This is a genomic window from Pseudoalteromonas sp. R3 (assembly GCF_004014715.1).
Lineage (GTDB): Bacteria > Pseudomonadota > Gammaproteobacteria > Enterobacterales > Alteromonadaceae > Pseudoalteromonas.
The window spans coordinates 2149955-2174240 of the sequence record NZ_CP034835.1 but is presented as its reverse complement, the minus strand read 5'-3'; the positions used below and the strand labels follow the sequence as shown (position 1 = coordinate 2174240).

26 protein-coding genes and 1 pseudogene are annotated in these 24286 nt (G+C 47.0%); 9 read left to right on the top strand and 18 right to left on the bottom strand.

Annotated features, from left to right (window positions below; all coding sequences use genetic code 11):
- The first annotated feature begins 89 nt into the window (after window positions 1-89).
- Both ELR70_RS14360 and ELR70_RS14355 read left to right on the top strand, forming a co-directional pair.
- Entirely contained in the window at window positions 90-1721 is a 1632-nt protein-coding gene (locus ELR70_RS14360; RefSeq protein WP_054015183.1) for a M28 family metallopeptidase, read from the top strand.
- A gap of 72 nt (window positions 1722-1793) precedes the next feature.
- The gene (locus ELR70_RS14355) at window positions 1794-2954 is read left to right on the top strand and encodes a putative manganese transporter (protein WP_082353172.1); all 1161 of its coding nucleotides are present in this window, start codon (window positions 1794-1796) and stop codon (window positions 2952-2954) included.
- 53 nt (window positions 2955-3007) lie between these two features.
- On the opposite strand, the gene ELR70_RS14350 is transcribed toward ELR70_RS14355, so the two are convergent.
- The 17 genes from ELR70_RS14350 to seqA all read right to left on the bottom strand — a co-directional run bounded on the left by ELR70_RS14350 (window position 3008) and on the right by seqA (window position 19039).
- Window positions 3008-3535 (bottom strand): DUF3833 domain-containing protein, encoded by a 528-nt coding sequence (locus tag ELR70_RS14350; RefSeq protein WP_046004485.1) that lies wholly within the window; start codon window positions 3533-3535, stop codon window positions 3008-3010.
- Between the two features lie 4 nt (window positions 3536-3539).
- On the bottom strand, window positions 3540-4127 hold the full coding sequence (locus ELR70_RS14345; RefSeq protein WP_054015184.1) for a chalcone isomerase family protein: 588 nt from the start codon (window positions 4125-4127) through the stop codon (window positions 3540-3542).
- A complete protein-coding gene (locus ELR70_RS14340) occupies window positions 4120-4581 on the bottom strand; it encodes a DUF2878 domain-containing protein (protein WP_160317368.1) in 462 nt (153 codons plus the stop codon). The genes ELR70_RS14345 and ELR70_RS14340 overlap by 8 nt, the downstream gene beginning before the upstream one ends.
- 28 nt (window positions 4582-4609) lie before the next feature.
- Window positions 4610-5887, bottom strand: a complete 1278-nt coding sequence (locus tag ELR70_RS14335; protein ID WP_054015186.1) for a cyclopropane-fatty-acyl-phospholipid synthase family protein — start codon at window positions 5885-5887, stop codon at window positions 4610-4612.
- A gap of 3 nt (window positions 5888-5890) precedes the next feature.
- Window positions 5891-6700: a DUF1365 domain-containing protein gene (locus ELR70_RS14330; RefSeq protein ID WP_054015187.1), complete on the bottom strand. Its 810-nt coding sequence runs from the start codon at window positions 6698-6700 to the stop codon at window positions 5891-5893.
- A complete protein-coding gene (locus tag ELR70_RS14325; RefSeq protein WP_054015188.1) occupies window positions 6700-7953 on the bottom strand; it encodes an FAD-dependent oxidoreductase in 1254 nt (417 codons plus the stop codon). The genes ELR70_RS14330 and ELR70_RS14325 overlap by 1 nt, the downstream gene beginning before the upstream one ends.
- The gene (locus ELR70_RS14320) at window positions 7950-8675 is read right to left on the bottom strand and encodes an SDR family NAD(P)-dependent oxidoreductase (protein WP_054015189.1); all 726 of its coding nucleotides are present in this window, start codon (window positions 8673-8675) and stop codon (window positions 7950-7952) included. Before ELR70_RS14320 ends, ELR70_RS14325 begins: the two co-directional genes overlap by 4 nt.
- Window positions 8660-9145: a nuclear transport factor 2 family protein gene (locus tag ELR70_RS14315; protein ID WP_054015190.1), complete on the bottom strand. Its 486-nt coding sequence runs from the start codon at window positions 9143-9145 to the stop codon at window positions 8660-8662. Before ELR70_RS14315 ends, ELR70_RS14320 begins: the two co-directional genes overlap by 16 nt.
- Before the next feature lie 238 nt (window positions 9146-9383).
- The gene (locus ELR70_RS14310; protein WP_054015191.1) at window positions 9384-10034 is read right to left on the bottom strand and encodes a ChrR family anti-sigma-E factor; all 651 of its coding nucleotides are present in this window, start codon (window positions 10032-10034) and stop codon (window positions 9384-9386) included.
- Window positions 10027-10686, bottom strand: a complete 660-nt coding sequence (locus tag ELR70_RS14305) for a sigma-70 family RNA polymerase sigma factor (protein ID WP_054015192.1) — start codon at window positions 10684-10686, stop codon at window positions 10027-10029. Before ELR70_RS14305 ends, ELR70_RS14310 begins: the two co-directional genes overlap by 8 nt.
- Before the next feature lie 104 nt (window positions 10687-10790).
- On the bottom strand, window positions 10791-11366 hold the full coding sequence (locus ELR70_RS14300; RefSeq protein WP_054015193.1) for a hypothetical protein: 576 nt from the start codon (window positions 11364-11366) through the stop codon (window positions 10791-10793).
- A 175-nt stretch (window positions 11367-11541) separates the two neighbouring features.
- Entirely contained in the window at window positions 11542-13092 is a 1551-nt protein-coding gene (locus ELR70_RS14295) for a dihydrolipoyllysine-residue acetyltransferase (RefSeq protein ID WP_054015194.1), read from the bottom strand.
- Window positions 13093-13102: 10 nt separating this feature from the next.
- The gene (locus ELR70_RS14290; protein ID WP_054015195.1) at window positions 13103-14080 is read right to left on the bottom strand and encodes a transketolase C-terminal domain-containing protein; all 978 of its coding nucleotides are present in this window, start codon (window positions 14078-14080) and stop codon (window positions 13103-13105) included.
- Entirely contained in the window at window positions 14080-15297 is a 1218-nt protein-coding gene (locus ELR70_RS14285; RefSeq protein WP_054015196.1) for a thiamine pyrophosphate-dependent dehydrogenase E1 component subunit alpha, read from the bottom strand. The genes ELR70_RS14290 and ELR70_RS14285 overlap by 1 nt, the downstream gene beginning before the upstream one ends.
- A gap of 244 nt (window positions 15298-15541) precedes the next feature.
- On the bottom strand, window positions 15542-16573 hold the full coding sequence (gene astE / locus ELR70_RS14280; protein ID WP_054015197.1) for a succinylglutamate desuccinylase: 1032 nt from the start codon (window positions 16571-16573) through the stop codon (window positions 15542-15544).
- A gap of 276 nt (window positions 16574-16849) precedes the next feature.
- Window positions 16850-18487: a phosphoglucomutase (alpha-D-glucose-1,6-bisphosphate-dependent) gene (gene pgm / locus ELR70_RS14270; RefSeq protein WP_054015199.1), complete on the bottom strand. Its 1638-nt coding sequence runs from the start codon at window positions 18485-18487 to the stop codon at window positions 16850-16852.
- A gap of 9 nt (window positions 18488-18496) precedes the next feature.
- Window positions 18497-19039: a replication initiation negative regulator SeqA gene (gene seqA, locus ELR70_RS14265; RefSeq protein ID WP_054015200.1), complete on the bottom strand. Its 543-nt coding sequence runs from the start codon at window positions 19037-19039 to the stop codon at window positions 18497-18499.
- A gap of 125 nt (window positions 19040-19164) precedes the next feature.
- Between seqA and ELR70_RS14260 the strand changes: the two genes are divergently transcribed.
- The 5 genes and pseudogenes from ELR70_RS14260 (at window position 19165) to fur (ending at window position 21612) form a co-directional block, all read left to right on the top strand.
- Complete coding sequence (locus tag ELR70_RS14260; protein WP_054015201.1) at window positions 19165-19938, top strand: alpha/beta fold hydrolase; 774 nt, start codon at window positions 19165-19167, stop codon at window positions 19936-19938.
- Window positions 19939-20024: 86 nt separating this feature from the next.
- Window positions 20025-20246: a DUF2788 domain-containing protein gene (locus ELR70_RS14255; RefSeq protein ID WP_046004500.1), complete on the top strand. Its 222-nt coding sequence runs from the start codon at window positions 20025-20027 to the stop codon at window positions 20244-20246.
- Window positions 20246-20524 (top strand): LexA regulated protein, encoded by a 279-nt coding sequence (ybfE, locus tag ELR70_RS14250; protein ID WP_010384731.1) that lies wholly within the window; start codon window positions 20246-20248, stop codon window positions 20522-20524. Before ELR70_RS14255 ends, ybfE begins: the two co-directional genes overlap by 1 nt.
- Before the next feature lie 14 nt (window positions 20525-20538).
- A pseudogene (gene fldA, locus ELR70_RS14245) lies at window positions 20539-21065 on the top strand (flavodoxin FldA).
- Between the two features lie 100 nt (window positions 21066-21165).
- Complete coding sequence (fur, locus tag ELR70_RS14240; protein ID WP_054015203.1) at window positions 21166-21612, top strand: ferric iron uptake transcriptional regulator; 447 nt, start codon at window positions 21166-21168, stop codon at window positions 21610-21612.
- 137 nt (window positions 21613-21749) lie between these two features.
- Here the strand turns inward: fur and ELR70_RS14235 are convergent, their stop codons facing one another.
- Window positions 21750-22613 carry a hypothetical protein gene (locus ELR70_RS14235; RefSeq protein ID WP_054015204.1) on the bottom strand — a complete coding sequence of 288 codons (864 nt, stop codon included), beginning with the start codon at window positions 22611-22613 and terminating at the stop codon, window positions 21750-21752.
- Window positions 22614-22889: 276 nt separating this feature from the next.
- Between ELR70_RS14235 and ELR70_RS14230 the strand changes: the two genes are divergently transcribed.
- Both ELR70_RS14230 and ELR70_RS14225 read left to right on the top strand, forming a co-directional pair.
- Window positions 22890-23699, top strand: a complete 810-nt coding sequence (locus ELR70_RS14230; protein WP_054015205.1) for a peptidase S8 — start codon at window positions 22890-22892, stop codon at window positions 23697-23699.
- A gap of 65 nt (window positions 23700-23764) precedes the next feature.
- Complete coding sequence (locus ELR70_RS14225) at window positions 23765-24235, top strand: hypothetical protein (protein WP_054015206.1); 471 nt, start codon at window positions 23765-23767, stop codon at window positions 24233-24235.
- The last annotated feature ends 51 nt before the right edge of the window (window positions 24236-24286 follow it).

The following is a 24286-nucleotide window of genomic DNA, read 5'->3' as shown; positions in this document are numbered from 1 at the left end:
ATTTAGTCAATTATCGCCAAAAGTCGAAATAACGGTGTAAATAACGTTATACTAGCGGCATATAACAACAAGCGAAGATAAATAACACTATGAAACTAAAACTAGCGCTAAGCGCACTGTCTGTTGCTGTGTTAGCTGGCTGTATGGCAACACAAACCAATCAGCCTGGCGATGTAACCGCCGCTTATAACAGCATCAATGCCGAGCAACTGGCAACCCACGTTAAAACACTGGCTTCTGACGAGTTTGGTGGACGCGCCCCTTCTACCAAAGGCGAAGAACTGACTCTGGCCTATCTTAAGAAACATTTCACTGAGCTGGGTTTCCAACCTGGCAATGGTGACAGCTTCTTCCAGGAAGTCCCTTTAGTATCTATCGAAGCTGACCCTAACATGACACTAAGTATTGGTGGTAAAGACTACGAATATAAGAAAGACATGGTAATGGGCACAGGCCGTATCAGTAAATTAGAGTCGATTAAAGATTCTGAATTGGTGTTTGTCGGCTATGGAGTCAATGCGCCTGAATATGGCTGGAACGATTACGAAGGTCTGGATGTACGTGGAAAAACTGTGGTCATGCTGGTAAACGACCCAGGCTTTGCGCGTAAGGACCCAGCTTTGTTCACGGGTGAAGCCATGACTTACTATGGTCGCTGGACTTACAAATATGAAGAAGCAAGCCGTCAGGGCGCTGCAGGCGCTATTATCGTACACGAAACCGCACCAGCCTCTTACCCTTGGAGTGTTGTAGAGAATTCGTGGAGTGGTCCTCAGTTTGGCTTCCAAAAAGAAAACAACAACATGGACCGCGTCGCTGTCGAAGGTTGGGTGACCAGCGACGTGGCTAAAGAGCTATTTGCAAAAGCGGGTCTGGACTTTGCCGAAGCAAAAGAAAAAGCGGCGGCCGGTGCCTATCACGTAGACATGGGCGACTTAACCGCGTCTGTTACTGTGAAAAGTAAAATCAGCACCTCAACGTCTTATAACTTCATAGCGACCCTGCCTGGTGCCAAGCACAGTGACGAGCACATCATTTACTCTGCACACTGGGATCACTTGGGCACAGATCCTAACCGTAAAGGCGATAAGATTTACAACGGCGCACACGATAATGCAACCGGTACAGGTGGCATGATTGAAGTCGCCGAAGCCTTCAGCAAGCTGCCTGTTAAGCCGGACCGTTCAATCACTTTCCTGGCCGTGACTGCGGAAGAGCAAGGCCTGCTGGGCTCAAAATTTTATGCAGCAAACCCGGTTATCCCTGCGGATAAAACGGTTGCCAACATTAATATGGACAGCCTGAACTTGCTGGGCAAAGTAAAAGACATCAGTGTTGTGGGTATTGGCAAGTCATCACTGGACGAAATGCTGGAAACCGCCGCAAAAGCACAGGACCGTGTTGTCTCTGGCGATCCACGTCCGGCAGCAGGTGGCTACTATCGTTCAGATCATTTCGCCTTTGCTAATATGGGCGTCCCGGCAATGTATGCCGGTGGTGGTACTGAAGCGCGTGACGAAGCCACTGAGCAATACCGTAAGCGTATGAGCCTGGTTCTACGTGGTTGTTATCACCAACCTTGTGATCGCTACCGTGAAGAATGGGATTTAAGCGGTGCTGTGCAGGATCTGCAATTGTTCTTCCAGGTAGGGTACGACATTTCTCAGCAGAGTGAATGGCCGACCTGGAAAGCAACCTCTGAGTTTCAACGCAACAAATAAATACAAATGATATTGATTTTCATTTAATAACATTCTAAAGTGCAACTGTGTTTTCAACCGGTTGCACTTTTTATGCTCTCACAATCCTACTCTACAACCACCAAACGCAGCTCAGCTCTCTCTTCGTTACTGGCAAACAAGCGCTTGCTGCTACCGATGTTAATCTGTCTGGCATTGCTATTTGACCCTCTGCGCACTTTAACCATTGCCACGCTCGCCGACGCGTTTTTTCAGGTGAGTGTGTTTGTCGCCGGTACCCTGGCAATCTATTACTTTCTTATCGACAGACTGCCTCAGTTAGAGCTCAGTTATCTCAAAGCCAGGTCGCCGCTATTGGAGATCTCAATGGCCGCAATACTCGGGGCGCTACCCGGCTGCGGCGGTGCAATCATCGTGGTCACTCAGTTCACCAAAGGACAGGCAAGTTTTGCCTCCGTGGTTGCTGTATTGACGGCAACCATGGGCGATGCCGCTTTCCTGCTTCTGGCTAAGAAGCCGCTCGAAGGCCTGACTATCATCGCCCTGGGTGTGGCTGTGGGAATCGTCAGTGGTTTGGTGGTTAATATGCTGCACAAACCTGAATTTTGCCAACCCAGCAGGCACAGCAGAACCGCCATAGAGTGCAAAACGCCACCCAGCGCTATCCGCTTCAGCGAGCCTGTATGGCGCTGGGTTTTACTACCTTGTGTGGTTATCGCGCTGCTTATCGCTTTTAATACGGACCTGGGCATATTAACCAAGCCTGTTGAGCTGGCAGGCGCAGCGCTGGCCCTGTTCGCCCTGACTATCTGGGCATTGTCTTCAAAAGGCCAAAGCTACCGCGAAGTCACCGCCGAGGACGATGAGCAGGATCCCCCTTCCAAACTGGCCAAGGTCATCCACGACACCCACTTTGTGACCGCCTGGGTTGTAGCCAGCTTTATGCTGTATGAACTGTCCGTTGCCTTGTTTGGCCTGGACCTGGCGGCCTGGTTCTCAGAGTACGCAGTATTTGCGCCGCTGATTGCCATTGCAATTGGTATGCTGCCCGGCTGTGGGCCACAGATTGTCGTCACCAGCTTGTATATTCAGGGTGTCTTACCTTTCAGTGCATTAGCTGCGAACGCCATCGCCAACGACGGTGATGCCCTATTCCCGGCACTGGCGCTGGCCCCCGGGGCCGCCGCTCTGGCCACCCTTTACTCGGCGATACCCGCCTTGCTTGTGGGTTACGGCTTATATTACTTCAGCTAAAAACATAAAGGCCTGCTTGTGCAGGCCTTTTCAACGTCAAGTTCTGTTTGGTTTTAAGTATCATGCTTTTCAATGATGAGGATAACTTCCCCGACTTTAAAACCCCATTTGATGATTTCTGTGCGGTTAAACAAGCGTTTTTCGTTAACCAAATACATCCAGTCGTCTAGCGTCACCTCCAGCGGCTTACCCTGATATTGGATTTCCAGCTGATATCGCCAATACAGAGCCGACCCTGCCGTTTCGCCTTGCGCGACCCCAATCACATCACCTGCGGTGCCTTTATAGCGGTTATCCGCGGTTTTCTCGAGCTGCCAGACTCTGGTTGACTTCTCCCCGTCGTCGAAGCGAAACCACTCTTTCAGCTCGCCTTTATTGCCGCGCCAGGTACCTATCAAGTCGGCCTCAAAGCGCCGGGTAAGATTGCCACTGCGATCCAGCACTATCCCGTAGGCCGTGAGCTCACCTTCAAAAAATTGCTCCAGTGCCAGCTCTGGCTTGGTGTCACTGTAATCCGCAATCGTTTTGCTGGTGCAGCCACTCAGAGCCAACGCCAGCAGCAAAGTTATAACTAGTTTCATTATATTACCTTCTTCCTATGAGCTGCTTTCTTAGCTCAGGCTCTGTGGTTTTTTCGGACAGCCAGATCCCTAAAAAGGCCGGCCCAAATGCACTGTCCTTAATCGCTCCTAAAAAACGCGCCGACGCTTTAAGATCAGATTCGGACAGCGACGCACTCAGCTCAGCTGGCGGTTCAGGGCGGAAGTAAAAGCGACTTTGCAGGTCCTTATCGACCACCAGGATTAGCTGATTACCTTTGCGAATATCAGGCCAAAGCTGTGCAAGCTGCCGCAGCCATTGCTCACTGTTATCAAGCGAAAGCTGCTGTTTTTGCCACTGTTCTTCGGTTGCGTCAACCAACTCCTGCGCTTCAATATCCCGCTTATAGGTCAAGCTCAGTATCTGGGGATATTCAGTCTCCCGATAAGCCTCACCGCCGGTATAAAGCGCAGCTGAATAAACATCCCAGAACAGGTAGCGCAAGTCTGCTGTACCGCGTAAATCAAGCTCCGACAGCTCAGTTGATGTTGATGCCTCAGCCTGCGTCGAAATCAGTGCGGGCGCCACAACTAATGCAGCTGACAAAATCAAGCCGTTTAACTGTTTAAACATGTTGTACTCCTGTTTTCGCGACAAAACGGCTGTTAAGGTGAACCACCAGAGGCAACACCACCGCCCAGACAGCGCCAAAGACTATAAACAAATTGAAAACGGACAGCGCGCTATCAAGTGCGCCCAGTTTTATGCCGCCAATGTAGCTCAGAGCACCAAACACCGCACCGAGTAAAGACTGAACGCCCAGATGGCAACGTCCTAACCAGCTCAGACTGTGGTTGAGCGTCAAAGTAAAATGCACCCACAAAAAAGCAAGCCACACAGGAAGCCAGGGCTGATCACCGGCAAACTGGATAACACCCGCTGCCGCCAGAGCTTGGTCTACCAATAAACCTACAGGTACAACCATAAGACTACTGAGGTCAGCCTTGCGACTTGGCGACAACGCGAAGTGCAGCGCCAGCAACAGCATGACCCCAATCAGTGCCTGATGAGTGAATAAAGCACTCAACCACCACACTGATTGGAATATAACGAGGTTAACTAGCCAGAAATTGCTCATCATTGACCCCAACATATCTGGGTTTACGTGCAACTAAATGATGCGTACTGATCACCCGCTCCAAAAATGCGCCTTCACAATATTGCAGATAAAAGAGCCATAAACGTCTGAACTGCTCGTCAAATCCAAACGTGCGGATCTGCTGCCAGTTCTGCTCAAACTGAATCCGCCAGCGTTTAAGCGTTTGCGCATAATGCAGGCCAATATCGTCTATATCTCGCACCACCATATCGGTCTGTGTGGCCAGGTGTTGTGACATCACAGCCACAGATGGCAAACACCCGCCCGGGAAAATATAGCGCTGGATGAAATCCACGTTATTGCGATAATGGTCGTAGCGACTGTCGGAGATGGTGATAGCCTGCAGTAGCATCAGGCCATCGTCTTTTAACAGGCTGCTGCACTTGGCAAAAAAGCCCGGCATATAACTGTGACCAACGGCCTCAATCATCTCGATGGAAACTAGCTTATCGAACTTGCCCTCAAGTAAGCGATAATCTTGCTTTAACAGGGTTATCTGCCCCTGCAATCCAGCCGCTTCAATTCTTTGCGCTGTAAAGTCGTGCTGAGCGTCGGAGATCGTCGTGGTCGTGACCTTACAGCCATAATTTTGCGCAGCAAATAACGCCAGCGCTCCCCAGCCCGTTCCAATTTCTAGTAAATGGTCATCGGCGCTCAACTCAAGTTTGTCACAAATGATTTTTAGCTTGTTATGTTGGGCCTGCTCGAGGGGCTGCTCTAAGGTTTCAAAGACCGCGCTGGAATACATCATGGTTGGGTCAAGAAATGCCTGATAAAGGTCGTTACTCAAATCATAATGGGCAAGAATATTCTGCTTAGAACCCGATTCACTGTTGCGATTGCCAAAGTGAAAGAGGCGATTTTTCACGGCTGTAAGCCAGGACATTTTGCCCTCCAGCTCATCCAGCTGAGATTGCGCGCGGGCAAACATGCGGATCACTTTGGTCAGGTCCGGGCTATGCCACTTCCCTTCAATAAACGCCTCAGCGGCGCCAATACCACCTCCTTTAAGCACATCCAGGTAAAAACTAATGTCATTGACGAAAATGGTCGCCTGTAGTCTGGGTTGCATCGCCCCCAGTACGACTTTTTCACTGCCCTCAATGATCTCAAGACGGTCATGCTCCAATTTTTCAAGCAACTTAAAAATGACGGCTCTGGCTTTATTTATCATCAACTGATGCCACCAGGATACCGTGGCAGGCTTAGAGATGGTTTGGCTATTTTGTTCCATGTATCACTTCGCTTTATTACAGTTAGAATGCGTTTCGGGGTGCGGTATGAAAGGCACACGCTTCACCCAAAGTTTGAGTGCCTGCCAGTAAATCGCCAGGCATATTTTCAATGTCATAGAGGGCAAACAAAGACCCAGCCCCAACAGGCTTTTAACCGACAAGGGTGTTGATTTAAGTGCCATGGTGGCATCAAACAGCTTGTCGTCTTGTAAAGCACCCTTTTGCTTGTACTCATGTTCGGCCGTAGCGTGGTTTTCTATGTGCACCAGTAATCGCCCTGCCCCTTGTGCGGGCGGCGCACTAACACGCCACAAATACTGCATATCCAGAGTCATAAATGGCGACACGTGAAATACCTTATCGGTTCTGTGCGCCTGACTGATATCGACCAGATAATAATGTCGCTGATTCCAGGGGGTGTTGCTTACTTCTGCCAGCATCAGGTTACACTTGCCCTGCTCGTCGTAACAAAAGTACACATTGAGCGGGCTGAAATATAATCCCAGACAACGCCCCTGAACCAATGCTTTTACACGACCTCCGGGCCATTGCCCGCCAAGCTCTATAACTTTGTTTTTTATACGTTGTTGCAGCGTGCCAGGATCACCCTTGAGATAGTCATGTTGGCAAAAACGAATGGGCCGATACCACTGGGGACCAATGAGTCCTCGGCCTTTTTGCACAAAGGTGTTTTCATCCAGATCCAGGCACAGCATATAAAGACGATAGGAAAAGCCATGAAACACAGGGGCAAAACGGCGATGCCTGACCTGGCCAACATATAAAGGCGAACTGTGCTGCGTATCATTCATTACAGGTCATCCAGGCTTATGCCAAACCGTGCTGCCACATCAACAGCACTGCGCACGCCGTCTTCGTGAAAGCCGTTGTACCAGTAGGCGCCCGCAAAATGAGTATGCTGAAGTCCACAAATTTCCTTTCGACGCTGTTGGGCCGCCATACTCTGGGTATTAAATACCGGATGCGCGTATTGATATTGACCGATCACCTTGTCTTCATCAATTGGCTGGTTCAGTGTCACGCAAAAGGTGCACGGCGCCTCGATACCTTGCAAGATGTTCATGTTGTATGTTACTGCCGCTGGGCGAGATTCATTGTTGTCGAGCAAGTAGTTCCAGGCCGCCCAGGCTAAACGGCGCTTCGGCAGCAAATCCGTATCAGTATGCAAAATCACGCTGTTCTTTGCGTAAGGAATAGCCGACAGCACACTACGCTCTTCAGCGCTGGCATCGCTGAGCAAGTTGAGTGCCTGATCGCTATGACACGCCAGTACCACCTCATCAAACTGACTGACGGTATCAGCAAAGTGCAACTGAACACGGTCGTTTTCTCGGGTCACTTTTTTGATATCTGCATCAAGGTGGATATTGGCCTCCAGACCACTTAACAGCGGCGCAATATACTGCCTGGAGCCACCCGGGATCACATACCACTGGGGCCTGTCGCTGATATTGAGTAAGCCGTGATGATAAAAAAAGCGGACAAAAAATTTGAGCTCGAATTCCTTCATTTTCTGTAAACTGGTAGACCAGATTGCAGCGCCCATCGGCAAAATATAATGTTCAGCAAAAAATTCGCTGAAGTTTTGCTCGTCAAGAAAACTGCCCAGTGTTTCGTTAGCAGAAAAGTCATCTTCCGCGAAGCGCTGTTTGGCTGCTTTATTAAAACGTATAATTTCGCGGATCAGGCGCCAAAATCTAGGACGAACTAAGTTACGTCGTTGAGCAAACAAGGTATTAAGGTCATGGCCATTGTATTCCAGCCCGGTATCCTTGTTATGCACACTGAAACTCATTTCAGTGGGCTTACCCTGGATCCCCAGTTTATCCATTAATTTAATGAAGTTTGGATAAGTTCTGTCGTTATAAACAATGAATCCAGTATCAACCTGATAGGTTTGCCCCTGATATTTAATGTCTTTTGTTGCGGTGTGCCCGCCTAAACGATCTCGTTTTTCAAATAAATGTACGTCATGTTGGGTACTGAGCAAACGTGCACAGACCATACCTGAAACGCCACTACCAATGACGGCTATTTTTTTCATCTTTTTATCCATTTTGCCGCAATATGTCGCCAAACGTTATGCGGCAACCAACCAAAAAATTTAAGCAGGTAAGTAAACCTGCGAGGAAAGTGAATATCAAACTGTTTGTTTTCTATCCCTTTAAATATACGCTCGGCAGCTTGTTCGCTGGTTATCTGACAAGGCATGGGGAAATCGTTCTTTTGCGTCAGAGGGGTATCTACAAAGCCCGGGTGCACGACGCTGACCTGAATACCGCTTCCTGCCAGATCCACGTCGAGTGTCTTGGCAAGATAAGTAAGTCCCGCTTTAGAAGCACCGTAAGCCTCAGCGCGAGGTAAAGGAAGAAAGCTTGCCGATGAACTGACAAACACCAAAAACGAAGGATCACGTAGCTTGCCTAGCCAGGCTTCCAGACAGTAACCCACAGAGATCAGGTTAACGCGGATGATGCGCGCGAACAGTTCAGAGTCAAATTGCTTCGCGTCATCTATGTATTCACAGCCACCGGCGTTAAGAATAATCCCATCCAACTGTGGCAGTTTGTCAGCCACCTCAAAAATGGCAGCCTTATCGTTAAGATCAAAGCATACATGTCGGACTTGTTCAGATTCAGGCAAGACCGACTGAAGCTTTTCTATATCACGACCACAAACATGCACTCTGTAACCGGCATCTAAATACCGCCTGGCAAGCGCAAGTCCTATTCCGGAGCTGGCACCTGTAATTAGAACTTCGGACATGCCTGCGTGCCTCCACTGCCTGTACTACTCGATTGCTCTCCGGAAATTCGTGCCTTAAGCCAGCGCACTCCCAGCCCCATGACGGGAATATGTTCATACAGCAAACTGCCAGCATCGAAGTAGTCGCGATGCATGATCACTTTGCCATCCTGTACTTTCAGGTAAGAATGCCCTTCTACGCTTATCTCCCGCCCTTTGCTCAGGCGGTTATGTCTGTAACGCATAGTCCAATACAAAGCAGCCTGATCGCCCTGAGATAAACTGTGTTGAATATCAAACTGACAGCTGATCACATTGCTGTACATATCAGCAAAGTAATTACTTAGATTTTGCAATCCGCTGATCCCGTGAAGCGGGTCGCTAAACTGAATATCAGGATGATAAACTTCTTCCAACAGGTGCAAGGTTTCTTTGTCCAGCTTATTGTAAATCCTTACAAAATTGTGGAGCCAGTCTGGTTGTTCTGTCATTACTTTGTCCTTTTTGCTGATATGTCTGGTTATACGGGAACAGACTGACATCAGATCAAACTCTCAGAGTCTGGAGTAACCTTTTACGCTGATATCTGATATGCGCACGACTTACCATAGTACATTAGCAGCTTTTCGGATAAAGCGCCTGAAATCAGTAGTCTATAAACGAAAAAAGCACAAAGGCTGGCTTTGTGCTCGAGTCGAAGGTGGAATTAAGATAAGACTTAATTCTGGGTTAGTAAATCAACTTACCTATAGGATTAAACAATTGGCTTAGCCCCTGGCTAAAGTGCAATGCATCATCAGCCAGCGTGAAACACAAGCAAGACTCAGTCGCTATCGGTGAATGCTCATGACTTCCATCCAACATAATAAAATCGCCCGGAACATAACTATCCATTTCGTCTTTAAAAGTACCAGATAATAGTAGTGTCAGCTCAAAGCCCTTGTGCGTGTGTTGTGGCACACTGCCACCTTTTTCAATGTGCAATAAACTGGCGTGTAGCTTTCCGTCGCCCAGGTTCAGCCGAGAACGGGATAGTTTGCCAAGTTTCAACCAACCACTTAGCCCTACATTTTGCAAACTGGATGGCAGCACAAACTGCTCTCCTTTCACTTCAATTTCTAGAGGTGCAGGAGAAGCTTGGTCTGAAAACATTGTATCTTCAGTTATCTGAGCAATCAGATCGTCCCAATTTTCATCGCCCTGTATGTCGATATCTTCGCCAACAAAGCTGTGAGCGCAGCTTGTTTCGAACTGACTCGTCAGCTGCTGACATTGCGGGCACATAGCTACATGCATACTAACAGCGATACTTAGTGACGCACACAGTTCTCCCTGAACATAAGATTGAAGAATGTGTTCGGATGGGTGATATTTAATCATGGTACTCCCCCATATGTGCTTTCAGTTTGCCCAGTGCCAGTCTCAGTCGGGATTTTACGGTGCCCAAAGGTATGCCAAGTTGATTTGCCAGCTCTTCCTGACTCAACTCCTGAAAATAAATGCCTTTCACTACATTTTTTTGTTCTTCAGGTAGTTTTTCTACGTATTCAACGAGTTGGCGGTCAAGTAAGTGGTCTGAAAACTCAGCGCTATCATCGCGCTCATTGCTGTGTTGCTGCCAGATATCCTCACTGAGGTTATCTTCCCGGTTGGTCTGCATCTTTCTCAGCATATCGAAGGACTGATTCCGCACCAGGGTATAAATCCAAGTGGTTACAGCGCCTTTTTCGGCATTAAACAAATGGGCTTTTCGCCACACGTTAGCCATGCTCTCCTGAAGCAGCTCCTGTGCCTGGCTTGCATCGCCAAAGCGTTGGCGACCCAGGTGCAACACCTTAGGTGCAAACCACTTGAATAAACAGGCGAATGCTTTTCTGTCCCTTTGTTTGGCAATGCGGTGCATCCAGTCGCACAACTGCGCCTGTTGCTCGGGACTGAGCAGGCGTTGCTCCGAAGTTTGTGTAGCAGCAACGTCTTTCATAACTGACCCCTGTGGCGTTTCGGTACTTTGCTGACGGCTTTTTTCTATCATTAGCTCACATCCATACATAATGGAAGTTTAAAAACGGATTTTTTATTTCTATACACGTTATACGTCGAACAAATAGATTTGGATCACACATGCTGACGAATATATCAGTCGTCCTGACCCGTTAAAATGGTATCAAGGAATTTCAGTGCCTGAGGCAATGTGCCTGGCTCGCAAAAGCCCTCTTTATGCTCCGGAGAAAACGGTAAAATCTCCAAGAAACGTCCGGCTACCCATGCAGCATCTTCAAATCGGGGTTCTGGATATAACGCAGCCAGTTCGGGGTTTTGTTTGAATATACGCAGCAGCTCATCGCTAATGTGTTGATATCTGGGTGCCAGCTCAGAGCACGACCAGTGTGGTCTTACATCAAAGCGAGCTTGGCGTAATCCGTCAGCGTCCATCCAGACTTCGGTCACATCCAGCAAACCCTTAGAACGTACGTCGATGGTTAGAATATCATCTTCCGCGGAGCCGAAATCAATGATTTCCACCCAACTTGCCCAGGGTGCAGTCTGAAATTCAGTCGCAGACTTGTACAAACTAAGTGCAAAGTGACGCTCATCGCCGGCTTCTTTCACCATGCGCAAATATTTTTGCTCGAAGATCCGCAACCGAGTGACGCCACCGGGCAGGAGAAATACAGGTAGTGGAAAAAGTGCCACTTGCACGCTTTGCATCATAAAATCAAGCCAAACAGTTAAATCTGACTAATAGTACGAGCAAGCTATATACCCGGATCAACAAAAATTTATCTCGTTAAACCAGTAAGTGCTTGTTAATTTTTTATCGGCGGGAGCATTAAAAAAGGGCCGTAAAGGCCCTTTACAACAAGTAAGAAACTAGCAAAAGCAATGATTAGCGCATGGCCATCATCATTTTAGCCGGCTCCTCTAAGTAAGACTTCCATAAATTGTTGAATCTTGCAATCGTTCCGCCATCAATAACACGGTGATCGCCAGACCAGCTCACTTGCATAATCGAACGTGATACCACATTACCCTTGTCATCAAAACGTGGCAGATGCTGTAACTTACCCAGTGCAACGATGGCCACTTCTGGCTTGTTGATGATAGGTGTGGCCGTAGTACCGCCGATTGCACCGATGTTAGAAATTGAGATCGTGCCGCCTTTCAGGTCATTTGGAGAAACTCGTCCCTCACGCGCAGCGTCTGTAAGTTGTGTTACCGCTTCAGCGACATCCACAATCGATTTGTTCTGACACTGTTTAATGTTTGGTACCAACAACCCAAGTTTGCTGTCGACCGCCATACCGATATTATGGTCGTCAAAGTAAGTGATCTCTGTACACTCATCGTTCACCTGCGAATTAAGAATTGGGAATTCTTTAATCGCCAGCGATAACGCCTTGATAAAGAAAGGCATCATAGTGAGTTTAATGCCCTGCTTTGCGTACTGATCCTTAAGTGATTTACGCAATGCTATCAGATCCGTCAGGTCAATTTCATCACTATATGTAAAGTGCGGAATAGTCGAAACCGATGCGACCATCTGCTTGGCCATCGCAGCTTTCATACCACGGATAGACTCGACACGTGTTCCACCTGATGATACTGGTGCTGGCGTTGACTGTTCGGTCTGAGAAGGCGTAGTCGACTGGGCACCTGTAGTACCGCCCTGTGCAAAACGCTCCAGATCCTCTTTAAATACGCGACCGTTTTTACCTGAGCCTGGTACCTGAGTGATGTCGATGTCCATCTCGCGCGCGCGACGTCTGACCGCAGGCGAGGCAACGGCTTTACCATTCACTTTAGCCGGCGCAGCTGTTGCTGTTGACGGCGTTTTGTTTTCTTTAACAGGCTGTGGCTTATGGACCGCAAGCTCATCTTGTTTCGGGCTGTGATCGGCACCCAAACGCATCTGAAATAACGGACTGTGCACCTGCGCAATATCACCTTTCTGATAATACAGCTTTTCAACCACACCATCGTATTTAGCCGGAATTTGCACCAGAGCTTTGTCTGTCATCACATCACACACAGCCTGATCTTCTTTGATTTCATCGCCTTGTGCGACCAACCACTCGACGATTTCACACTCAACAATGCCTTCACCGATATCCGGCAAAATAAAATCTTCTAAATGCGCCGCAGACGCAGCTGGCACTGAACCGCTGTCATCAGCATTGCTGGCAGGTGCAGGCGCTTCGCCGGCAACATCCATTGCAAACAATGGCTCGTGGACTTTAGCAATATCGCCTTTAGCATAGTGCAACTGAGTGATCACACCATCATGTACAGCCGGGATCTGGACCAGTGCCTTGTCTGTCATCACATCACAGATAGGCTGATCTTCTTTTACTTCATCACCAACATTCACCAGCCATTCGACCAGTTCACATTCGACGATCCCCTCGCCGATATCCGGTAAAATAAATTCTTTAGACATGATCCGTCCCTTAAAACTCTACTGACTTCTTAATTGCAGCGAATACTTTAAGTGCATCCGGTACATACTCTTTTTCCAGCGCCAGTGGATAAGGCGTATCCAGGCCACAAACACGCTCAATAGGCGATTCAAGGTGCAGAAAACACTCTTTCTGGATAGTCGCTGCGATCTCAGCGCCAAATCCGTTTGTAATAGGTGCTTCGTGGCTGATAACCAGGCGACCTGTTTTAGTAACAGACTTAGCGATGGTTTCAACATCCCAGGGTAAAATTGAACGCAAGTCAATGACTTCACAGCTGATCCCGGCTTCTTCTGCCTTGGCCGCTGCCTGCTCAATGATTTCCATCTGTGCGCCCCAGGCCAACACAGTTACATCTTTACCTTCTTTTACTACTTCCGCTTTACCAATCTCAATGGTGTAGTCGCCCTCAGGTACTTCGCCCGTAGAAGCGCGGTACAAACGCTTTGGCTCAAAGAAGATCACTGGGTTATCATCTTTAATACACGCACGCAGCAAGCCTTTTGCCTGATACGGGTTACGCGGTACAACAAGCTTCAGACCCGGTGTGTGTGCAAAATAAGCTTCTGGTGATTGCGAGTGATACAACCCACCGGCAATACCACCACCGTAAGGTGTACGTATGGTCAGATTGCCAACATTGAACTCATTACCAGAGCGGTAACGGAACTTGGCCGATTCGTTTACTATCTGGTCGAACGCCGGGAAGATATAGTCCGCAAACTGGATCTCAGCAAGTGCAGGCGCACCAAAAGCCGCCAGGCCATTTGCAAAACCCAGGATCCCCTGCTCAGTCAGTGGCGTATTAAACACACGGTGTTTACCGTATTTTTCCTGTAAACCTGAGGTGGCACGGAATACACCACCAAAGTAACCTACATCCTCACCAAAAATACACGCCTGAGGGTGCTCCGCCATGGTGATGTCTAGTGCCGAGTTAATGGCGTGCAGCATGTTCATTTTAGCCATTATTTTACCCTCCCAGCCGTGATTGGATATGCATCCGGATGCTGTTTAATGTGCTCTTTAAGTTCTTCGTATTGTTTTTGCAGTGCGGGGATTGGCGTATCGTAAACGTCAGAAACAAGCTCTTCCAGTGCCGGTTTTTGAACCTTTTCAGCCACCTTCAGTGCAGCCAGGATCTCTTCGCGGATTTTGTCTTTTTGCGCTTCGTCTTCTTCTTCGTTCAGCCAGCCTTGTTTTAATAACCAGGCCTTGAAGCGGGCAACCGGACAGTTTGACTTAAACTCGGCTTCTTCGTCTTTAGTACGGTAACCCGACGGGTCGTCCGACGTAGAGTGCGCGCCTAAGCGATAAGCAATCGACTCAATAAGGACAGGCTCACCTGTGGTGACTGCGATTTCACGGGCTTTTTGCGTTGCCGCATAAACAGCTAATGTATCCGCTCCATCGACACGAATGGTCTTGATGCCATAGCCGACACCACGAGACGCAATACCGTCGCCTTTAAATTGTTCATCTGCCGGCGTAGAGATGGCGTAACCATTGTTACGGGCAAAGAACAGTACCGGTGCCTTATGCACTGCGGCCATGTTCAAACCAGCGTGGAAGTCGCCTTCCGATGCGGCCCCTTCTCCAAAGTAACAAATGGTGACGTTGTCAATTTCACTGCTTAGCTCACCGCTTTGTGCATCAATATGCTTCAGCTTCTGGCCGTACGCATACCCCGTTGCTTGCGGGATCTGTGTACCCAGTGGCGATGAAATGGTCAGATAGTGTAATTCGTTTGAGCCATAATGAACTGGCATCTGACGACCCTTACCCAGGTCTTTTTCGTTCGAGAACAGCTGATTCATAAACTGCTCAAGCGAAAATCCACGATAGTGCAACGCCGCTTGTTCGCGATATTGCGCCATAATCATGTCTTCTTGTTTTAACGCAGCCGCACTGGCGGTAATAGCAGCCTCTTCACCAAGGCACTGCATATAAAAGCTGATCCGGCCCTGACGCTGAGCCGCCTGCATACGTTCATCCAGCAGGCGGATAAAACGCATGGTAGAATAGATACGCAGCGCCGTGTCTTTGTCTAACTCAGGTGCAGTTGCACCGTCCAAAATCTCACCGTCTTCGCTGAGAATTTTCAGCGTCGGGATGTTAAGCGCATGGCCATCGATAAATTCGAGCGCATGGCTGATATTCAACGATATGTTATTGGGGTTAGTCATAACCTACCTTCTCTTGTTGTCATAACTAATTTGCAACGCCAAGGCCGCTTAAAATGGGCCGGATCCGCGGTTAGAGATTTGAATAATTAGTGCGGTAAATGCAAATTAATTAAATTAAAGCTTTTGCCACTTTACGTTAACGTAAACGGTTATTCAACTAATCCTAGATGAATAACCGTTAATTTGCACATTTTGCGGTGGAAAGTTTTTGATACGCTTTGATAAGCGCTTTATTTACATGGGGTTATACGAAGTTTTCGTCTACTTCCAGCGGGATCACAGTCAGTAATGCACGCTGGCCAAGCGCAACTTTGGCATTCGGGAAGATGATGGCTTCGCCCTCAACTTCTGCGAAGTAGGCCGTATCACCGTCGGTTGCGAGCAACTCGCCTTTAGCAAAACCGGTGAAATTTACCGCAGAATCAGGGAACGGGAATGAAAACGCCTCACAGGTGCGGTTTATCGTGCGATGCACCTGGAACAACTCGAAGTCATTTGCATTAAACTCACCAAATTCGACATTTTCCTGACTAATTAATGCTTTTAGCGTTTGTTTTACTGCAGCAAAACGTGACATATCATTTTGGCCAAAAGGTTTCACCTGCCCCAGCTCAACCGTAAAGGCGTCAGCACCAAACTGAAATGATGAGAAGTAGCTGAAGGTGGTTGCTGCTGAACGCATCATCAAAATGGTATTGACGCCGCAGGCCAGCATAAATTGCAGCTGTGACTTCTTCCAGGGCTTGCCGTGTAAGAATGGGTAAACTGCAAATTTCTCATTTTTGGAGCCACGAATGGCAGTATGCAGATCATAATGGCAACGATAACGCCCCTCAGGCACGCTGGTGAAAAAGTCGCGTACATAGCCTTCAAGCTTTGCAGCGCGGATCTGCTCGGGGTTTTCGGTGCGGTTTTCATGGGCACCGTTGAATAGTCGGTTGAGGTTTTCATCCACAAAACGCTCTGCGATATTGATGGACTTAGGATTACCGAATACGAATAACACTCGATGTGCCAGTTCAATACGCTCCTGGATCACATCCTGAATAAACTCATCGCATATTTCGATGGGGGCAGTTTCATTACCATGCACCGCGCTCGACAACACGATGTCTTTATTACCATAAGTCGCAGGCGTAAACTGGATAACGCCAGTGTCTTTTACTTCAACCAAAGTGCCGTTGCTCAGCGAAAATTGCTCAGCGGCAAGAGAGAACTCGTTATTGCGAGTCAGAGTCAGGAAGTCTCCAGTTTGCTTTAATGTATCAAGGTACATACTAACATCACCTTTTGTGAGAGAAATGAGCGTCGCTGAGGGATCATACCAATTTCACTAAGTACCTGTTCAATTTGACGGAGCAAATATGACGCTAACGGCGTTAAAAATTTTTCATTTAGAACAACTAAATAACAAAATTTTTGCCTTATTATCGACCCTATTTTCTCGCCTCAAAATAGAACACTTAATTAAGCAAATTGGTATCAAATTTCAACAACTAAATAGTAGGTATAAAAAAGGCCATCACAATGAATGGCCTTTTATCACTTAGAGTTAGCGGATCACGCTATCTACCAATGTCTTGGCCGCCTGTTCCAGCTCAGCAAGATGCACTTCGCCTTTAAACGACTCAAGATAGATTTTATAAATGTCTTCGGTGCCCGATGGACGAGCCGCAAACCAACCCGACTCGGTTACCACTTTTAATCCGCCGATGGCGGCATTGTTGCCTGGTGCCTCGGTCAGAATATCTGTGATAGCGTCACCGGCAAGCGTGCTGGCCGTGACATCTTGCGGGCTTAAAGCTTTTAGTTTGGCTTTTTGTTCAGGTGATGCAGGCGCATCAATACGCTTGTAAACTGGCGCGCCATATTGCGCTTCAAGCTCACGGTAATATTGTGACGGCGTTTTACCTGTCACAGCCAGGATCTCGGCAGCCAGCAAGCCCATAATAAAGCCGTCTTTGTCTGTGTTCCAAACCTCACCGTTACGACGCAGGAAGGATGCGCCCGCGCTTTCTTCACCACCAAATGCCAGCCATTGTTCACTCAGGCCTTCAACGAACCACTTGAAACCAACTGGTACTTCGTACACTTCGCGCTGGTTGCCTTTGACTACTTTGTCGATCATGGCGCTGGATACCAGGGTTTTGCCAATTTTAATCTCACTGCCCCAGTCTCGGTGCTTAAGCAGGTAGTCTATCGACACGGCCAGGAAATGGTTTGGGTTCATCAAACCGTCTTTAGTGACAATACCGTGACGATCGTAATCCGGATCGTTACCAATACCGATATCATAATCGTCTTTAATCGCCACCAGATTGGCCATTGCAAATGGCGAAGAACAATCCATACGAATTTTGCCGTCTTTGTCCAAAGGCATAAAGGCAAAGCGTGAGTCAACTTGCTCATTCACAACTGTGAGGTCTAATCCATATTGCTTAGCTATCACCGGCCAGAAGTTGATACCAGAGCCTCCCAGCGGGTCAACACCAATGCGTACGCCCGCTTTTGCAATTGCTTCGAGGTCAACAATGTTTGCCAGGTCTTCCACATAAGGCGTGATCAAATCGACATATTTTACAAATCCTGAGCGACTGGCTTTAGCAAATGGGAACAACTCGACTTCAACCAAGTCTTCTATTAAGAGTTGATTGGCGCGATCTTCAATCCACTTAGTTACATCAGTATCGGCCGGTCCACCATTGGGTGGGTTATACTTAAAGCCACCATCTTCTGGCGGATTATGCGAAGGCGTCACCACAATGCCATCGGCCAGCTCATGCGGATGAGTCTGGTTGTGGCAAACAATCGCATGACTGATCACTGGGGTTGGTGTGTAGTCGTCATTTTCCTGAGTCACAACATGGACTTCGTTGGCGACCAATACTTCGATGGCAGAATTGAAAGCGGCCTCAGACAAGGCATGGGTGTCTTTACCTAAAAACAAAGGCCCAAAAATATTGTTGGCTTTCCTGTAGTCACAAATAGCCTGAGTGATAGCCAGGATATGAGACTCATTAAACTTCACATTATACGAACAGCCTCGGTGACCTGACGTGCCAAAAGCAACGCACTGCTGTGGGTTTTGCTCGAGATCAGGCTCATTAAGGTAGTAAGCCGATACCAGTTTGGGAATATTCGCCAGTTGACTTAATGGTGCTGGTTTGCCTGCATTTGGGTGATTTGCCATCACATTTCCTTATAGGTAGTCTCGGATAGTTTCTGCCTGTTGCGCCGAATAACCAAGTATGAGCGCAACTTCGTGCAACATCATTTTTTTGCGCGTCGTATTTGAGTTTGTCATAACCCAGTACTGACTGTCTGCAATGTTTTTCGGGTTCGTACTACTACCGCTTTCGAGCAACGCTGCTTTGCTGGTCGAAAAATAAATGCGATCTCGCCCTTTGATCTCCAGAACTTTATGGAAATCTGCTTTATGGCTGCGATGAAACGCCGCCAGAATAAATAAAAAACGCCCCACTACGCCTTTTTGCATAGCTAGCTCTTCTTTATTAAGAATATCAAATACGTTACCTGAGGGCTCACTCGAAACCTCTGCAGGCTCGGATTCAACCTGAGGTTGAGCTGCCGGTTCTGCGGGCTGTATGACTTCTTGTGCGCTCTGCGCCACTGAGTTCAGGTTTAATAAACGACGCAGGATCTGGGAAGCGCTTTCACCAATACTTTGCGTGTTACTGGCAATGTACTGATATAGCTCGTCATCTATTTCTATTTTTTTCATGCTTGTCCTGTCATTTTATACATCTACTGCATCTTCTCGGGATTATATCTAAATTTAACTTATTCCTCTACGGCTATGATTTTGCTTTCAACACTGGCAAACTATGCGCCGGATCCGGAGGTATTATGTTGCTTAACTACAAATTATCGGGACAGCCAATAGGCAGTGCCGAGCCAGTTGTGTTACTTCACGGGCTGTTTGGCTCGCTGGAGAACCTAAATATTATAGCCCGTGCACTGGGCGAGTCTTACGCTGTGATCAATCTAGATTTGCGCAATCACGGCTTGTCGTTCAAAAGTGATGTAATGGATTATCCGAGTATGGCTCAGGACGTGCTAAATGTACTCGAGTACCTAAACATAGAAAAAGCGCATCTGGTTGGTCATTCAATGGGCGGCAAAGTCGCCATGCAAGTAGCAATGTTGGATGAAAGTAAAATCCACAAGCTGGTAGTGCTGGACATCGCCCCGGTGAATTATCACCCACGCCATGGCGCCATTATACAGGCATTAAACGAAGTTGCTTCTGCACAGGTAACAAGCCGCACTGAAGCCGACACAAAAATGAAAGCCTTTATAGAAGAGCAAGGCGTGCGCGGCTTCTTGCTTAAAAGCCTGGCAAAAGACGAACTTGGTAAGTTCAACTGGCGCTTTAACCTAACCGTCATAGAGGCTAACTATGATAAGATCATCTCAAATATAAATACAACTCATTCTTGTTTGTGTGATACTCTGTTCCTGAAAGGAAACAACTCAGATTATATTGTGGCAGAACATAAAGACGCTATCATGCAAGCCTTTAGCAATGCCAGAGCAAAAATTATCCAGGGTGCCGGACATTGGCTGCACGCAGAGAAACCGCAAGCAGTCAATCGTTCAATTATTGATTTTATTCAATAATTACCCCAGTTTTTTCTCAGCAAACTTAATTTATCGGTAACAGGTATGGTATAGTAGCCGCCGTTTATATTTTGAGTAGTGCAAAGATGATCAACGAATTTATGAATGAGTTTGAAACCATTGGTCTTTACTTTGCTCTCGCCGGGATTTTCTTCTTCATAGGTATGGCCATTCAGGACGTCCTAAAGAAAGGAGACGTGCCCAAGTTTGGTCGATACATTGTCTGGTTAGTGCTATTTTTAGGGTGCTCAGGCTTTATCGCCAAGGGCCTGATACAAGTATTTTGGCAAGGTGCGGGTGTTGGTTAATGGCCAAGTCTGAATTAGATAGAACCACTATCGACTTGTTTGAAAATGAAAAGCGCCCTGGTCGGCCTAAGACAAATCCTCTCCCCAGAGAGATGCAGCTAAAGATCAACAAGCGCAATCAGATTAAAAGAGACAGAGCAAGAGGGTTAAAGCGCGTCGAGTTTAAAATTTCCTCTGAGCTATATCAGGCATTGAGTGATATGGCTGAAGAGCAAAATATCAGTCGTAGCGCGCTGATAGAAACCATTTTGCAAGAAAAATTAGCGATTAATAGATAAAAGGTAAGTAGTTAATGGCAAGCGTAGGTATTTTTTTCGGCAGTGACACGGGTAACACCGAACACGTTGCAAAAATGATCCAAAAAGAATTGGGCAAAAAATTAGTCGACGTAAAAGACATTGCCAAGAGCAGCAAAGCAGATATCGAAGAGTTCGACTTGATCCTTTTTGGTATCCCTACTTGGTACTACGGTGAGGCACAGTGTGACTGGGATGACTTTTTCCCTGAGCTGGAAGAAATCAATTTTGAAGGCAAACTGGTAGCAATCTTCGGTTGTGGTGATCAGGAAGACTATGCGAGTACTTCCTCGATGCAATGGGTATGATCAACGACATCGTCACTGAACGTGGTGCAATCGTGATCGGTAACTGGTCTACCGAAGGCTACGACTTCGAAGCCTCTAAAGCCCTGGTTGACGACGGTCACTTTGTTGGCCTGGGAATTGACGAAGACCGTCAGCCTGAATTGACAGAAGAACGTGTCAAAAAGTGGTCTGCTCAGGTATACGAAGAAATGTGCCTAAGCGAGCTGGAAGACTAACAACCTCTAACGGGGTTAGTAATCCAAAGCACACTATTTTTAAGTCTGTGTCGTGCTAGACTTAAGTAGTAACTGAAATTAGACAAATTGAGACAGATTAATGACTGATCACAACTTAGAGCTAAAAAAAGCGGGTTTAAAGGTTACCCTGCCACGTATTAAGATCTTAGAGATCTTGCAGTGTCCTGATAACCAGCACATCAGTGCCGAAGACGTATACAAAATTCTACTGGACAAAGGCGAAGAAATCGGTCTTGCAACGGTTTACCGTGTATTAAACCAGTTTGACGACGCCGGCATCGTGACCCGTCACCACTTTGAAGGTGGTAAGTCTGTATTTGAATTGTCAGGTAGTACACACCATGACCACCTGGTGTGCCTTAAGTGTGGTAAAGTCGTTGAGTTTGAAGATGACGTGATTGAAACGCGCCAGGAAGAGATTGCCAAAGACAACGGCATCAAACTGACCAACCACTCTCTGTATTTGTATGGTGAGTGCAGCGACGTAGAAGCGTGTAAAAAATACGCTGAAGAAAACGGTAACTAAGGTTACTAAATCAATTAGAAAGCCGACGACAGTCGGCTTTTTTGTGTTCGCTAAGCATATGGCGGGGAGTACTTGGTATTTATCAAATATATACTTCTTCCCTGTCATTTCGTTGCGTGTGTTCCCTCAGCCCAATGCTAAAGCGCTCTAAAATAAATCGGAGGATTGACTGGATTAAGCGTTTTATCCTCTATGATCTTACCGGCTTGTAACTGTTTGTTTGTTGACTCTATTAGAGACTGCTGATGACCGTTTAAGTCCAGGCCCACTGGTGTCTTTTGCGCTAGTACTCCTTCTTTTGAGCAGTACCGAATACGCATAGTGTCATTGACATCTTGCCAGGTACATTCCAGTAAGGTTTCGGTGAATCCATCTACTATACGTTGGGCAGGGTAAGCCCTGAAGTAAACCGGTCCCACCTCACAGGCATTTGGCTCTGGTGTTTTATCAATGACAGCCACACCGCCAGTGAAATGGTTGAGTGTAGAGCTGTGAAAGCTCATAACGCAATTTGAAGAGTCCGCTATCTGCAATTTGGTGGCAATTGGTAAATTCAACGTACGCCCTTTGATATCATCACACATAAAATTATGTGAGTTGTTGACTACGTTATTCCAACGACAATCCAGACGCTTTTCTAACAACCCATCCACGATGCGACTCTCAGGCGCAGGCTCAAAAGATACCGCACTTCCCCAGCAAGCAGTCTTATCGCCTGCAACTTTAACTGTTCCTTTAAGCTCAGTCCGGTAACCATCAAGCCAGTCTATTGTACAAATACCATAGCTGGGAATATGCACTTTTTTAGCGACCAAAATATCTGGTAAATTGGCATCTACCGGATTGGTACACATTTTGTTTTCCCATGTGCCTATTTCATTTTGTTTATCAGACTGCCAATAGCAAGACATGGGTGAGCTGTCTTGGGCATGTGCAGTGGCCATGAAGCTACACGCGATAATTGATGATACTTTTAGTAGTGCATTTAATTTGTTGTTCATACTGGTATTCCTTTTTAGTAATGAGTTGTCATCCGAAAACATGTGCACATTAACATTTTTAAAAAGGTTAAAAAGTCTAAATTACAGTTACTTACAATCAATTACCAGGCACTACAAACACACCTTTTTACTTACAAAGCTAATACGCATCATCGACCTGAATTCAGGTTTTATACATGTTTAGCCGTGTAAGGCAATGTAATAGTATTTGTAGCGTCGGCGCCTAAACTTTCATGGCTGTTATCCCTGACAGCCATCCACACAAGGAGCCAGGCTATGACTATCTCAAAATTTATGTTGTGTGCGTTATTTAGTAGCACTTTTTTGGCACATGCAGGAACCCAGTATCTAACCCAACCAGCCAGTAATATCACACAAACTTCAGCTCAATTGAACGGATATTCCTCTTCCACAATCGGTCTCAGTGGTGAGGTTTTTGACTATGGGCAAACGACCAGCTACGGAAGTGGTGCACTGGCTATTCCCCCCGGTGTTAATGGCCCTGTGAGTGCACAAATTTCCAACCTGGATTGCGGCACACAGTATCACTTTCGGTTTCGAGGTGACCCCAAACCCCCCCGTACAACCATTCAGGGTGAAGATCTCACCTTCACTACTCTGCCCTGCGGCCCGACAAGCTATTCGAACGTATCCTTTGAAACAGGTGGACAATACTATTTCGTCGCAGAAGGTAATGGTGGTAGCACTGTGAATGCAAACCGTCTGGCTATTGGGCCTTGGGAGCAGTTTAATCTGATCGATATCAACGGTGGCGACTTAAATAGTGGCGATCAGGTCCATATTCAGACTACTTCAGGCTACTACTTTGTTGCAGAACAAGGTGGTGGTGCTGAACTCAACGCCAACAGAACCGCAGCATCCATTTGGGAAACGTTTACCATCGAACTACCAAACAACCCTGGCGCTTTGATACAAAGCGGAGACAAAGTAGCCCTCAAGTCTGTTAACGGATATTACGTACAAGCGGCTGGTAACGGCGGTTCTGGCGCAAATGTCTACCCAACCGTGATTGGCTGTAATGCCACATACCCCTGTTCCTGGGAAATGTTTAAAATTCACTTTTAGACAAACCACAAATCCGCATGGCTGTATAAACAGCCATGCTACGATTATCATGATATTCGGTACACTTGAGCAGTATTGATCAAAATGCTAGCCTGTATGGCCTAATCAACCAAGGTGGATATGCCATAGTGAAGCGCTCTTTGTCACGAGAAAACATATTGAAAAAGCTGTTTTTACTTCAAGCGCTTTCTCTTCTGGGACTGTTAACTGGCACATTTCTCGCGCCGGAAAAACCAATCTATCCGTTTGCACCTGACATAACAAGTATGGCATTCATACAGCGAACAGAAGCAATCATTACTTGTGTGCTATCTGGCTGTGCAGCAATTTTTGCTATCTTTGGCAAATTCGCGCTTAGATTATCCTATACACATGTCACTATTTGTTCTTTAATGAGTGGGCTGTTTGCCGTGTCACTTTCAAGTGTTCGATTAGGAAGCTTTTCTTTACCTCCTCTCTACCTGATCACTTCATATATCGGGATCTTACTTCTGTTTATAACTGTTGGCGTTTCAGTTGAAAAATTAAAGAACTGAAATCAAGTTTAGTGGATAAATATGCCAATCAGTTTAACTGACTGGCATTGC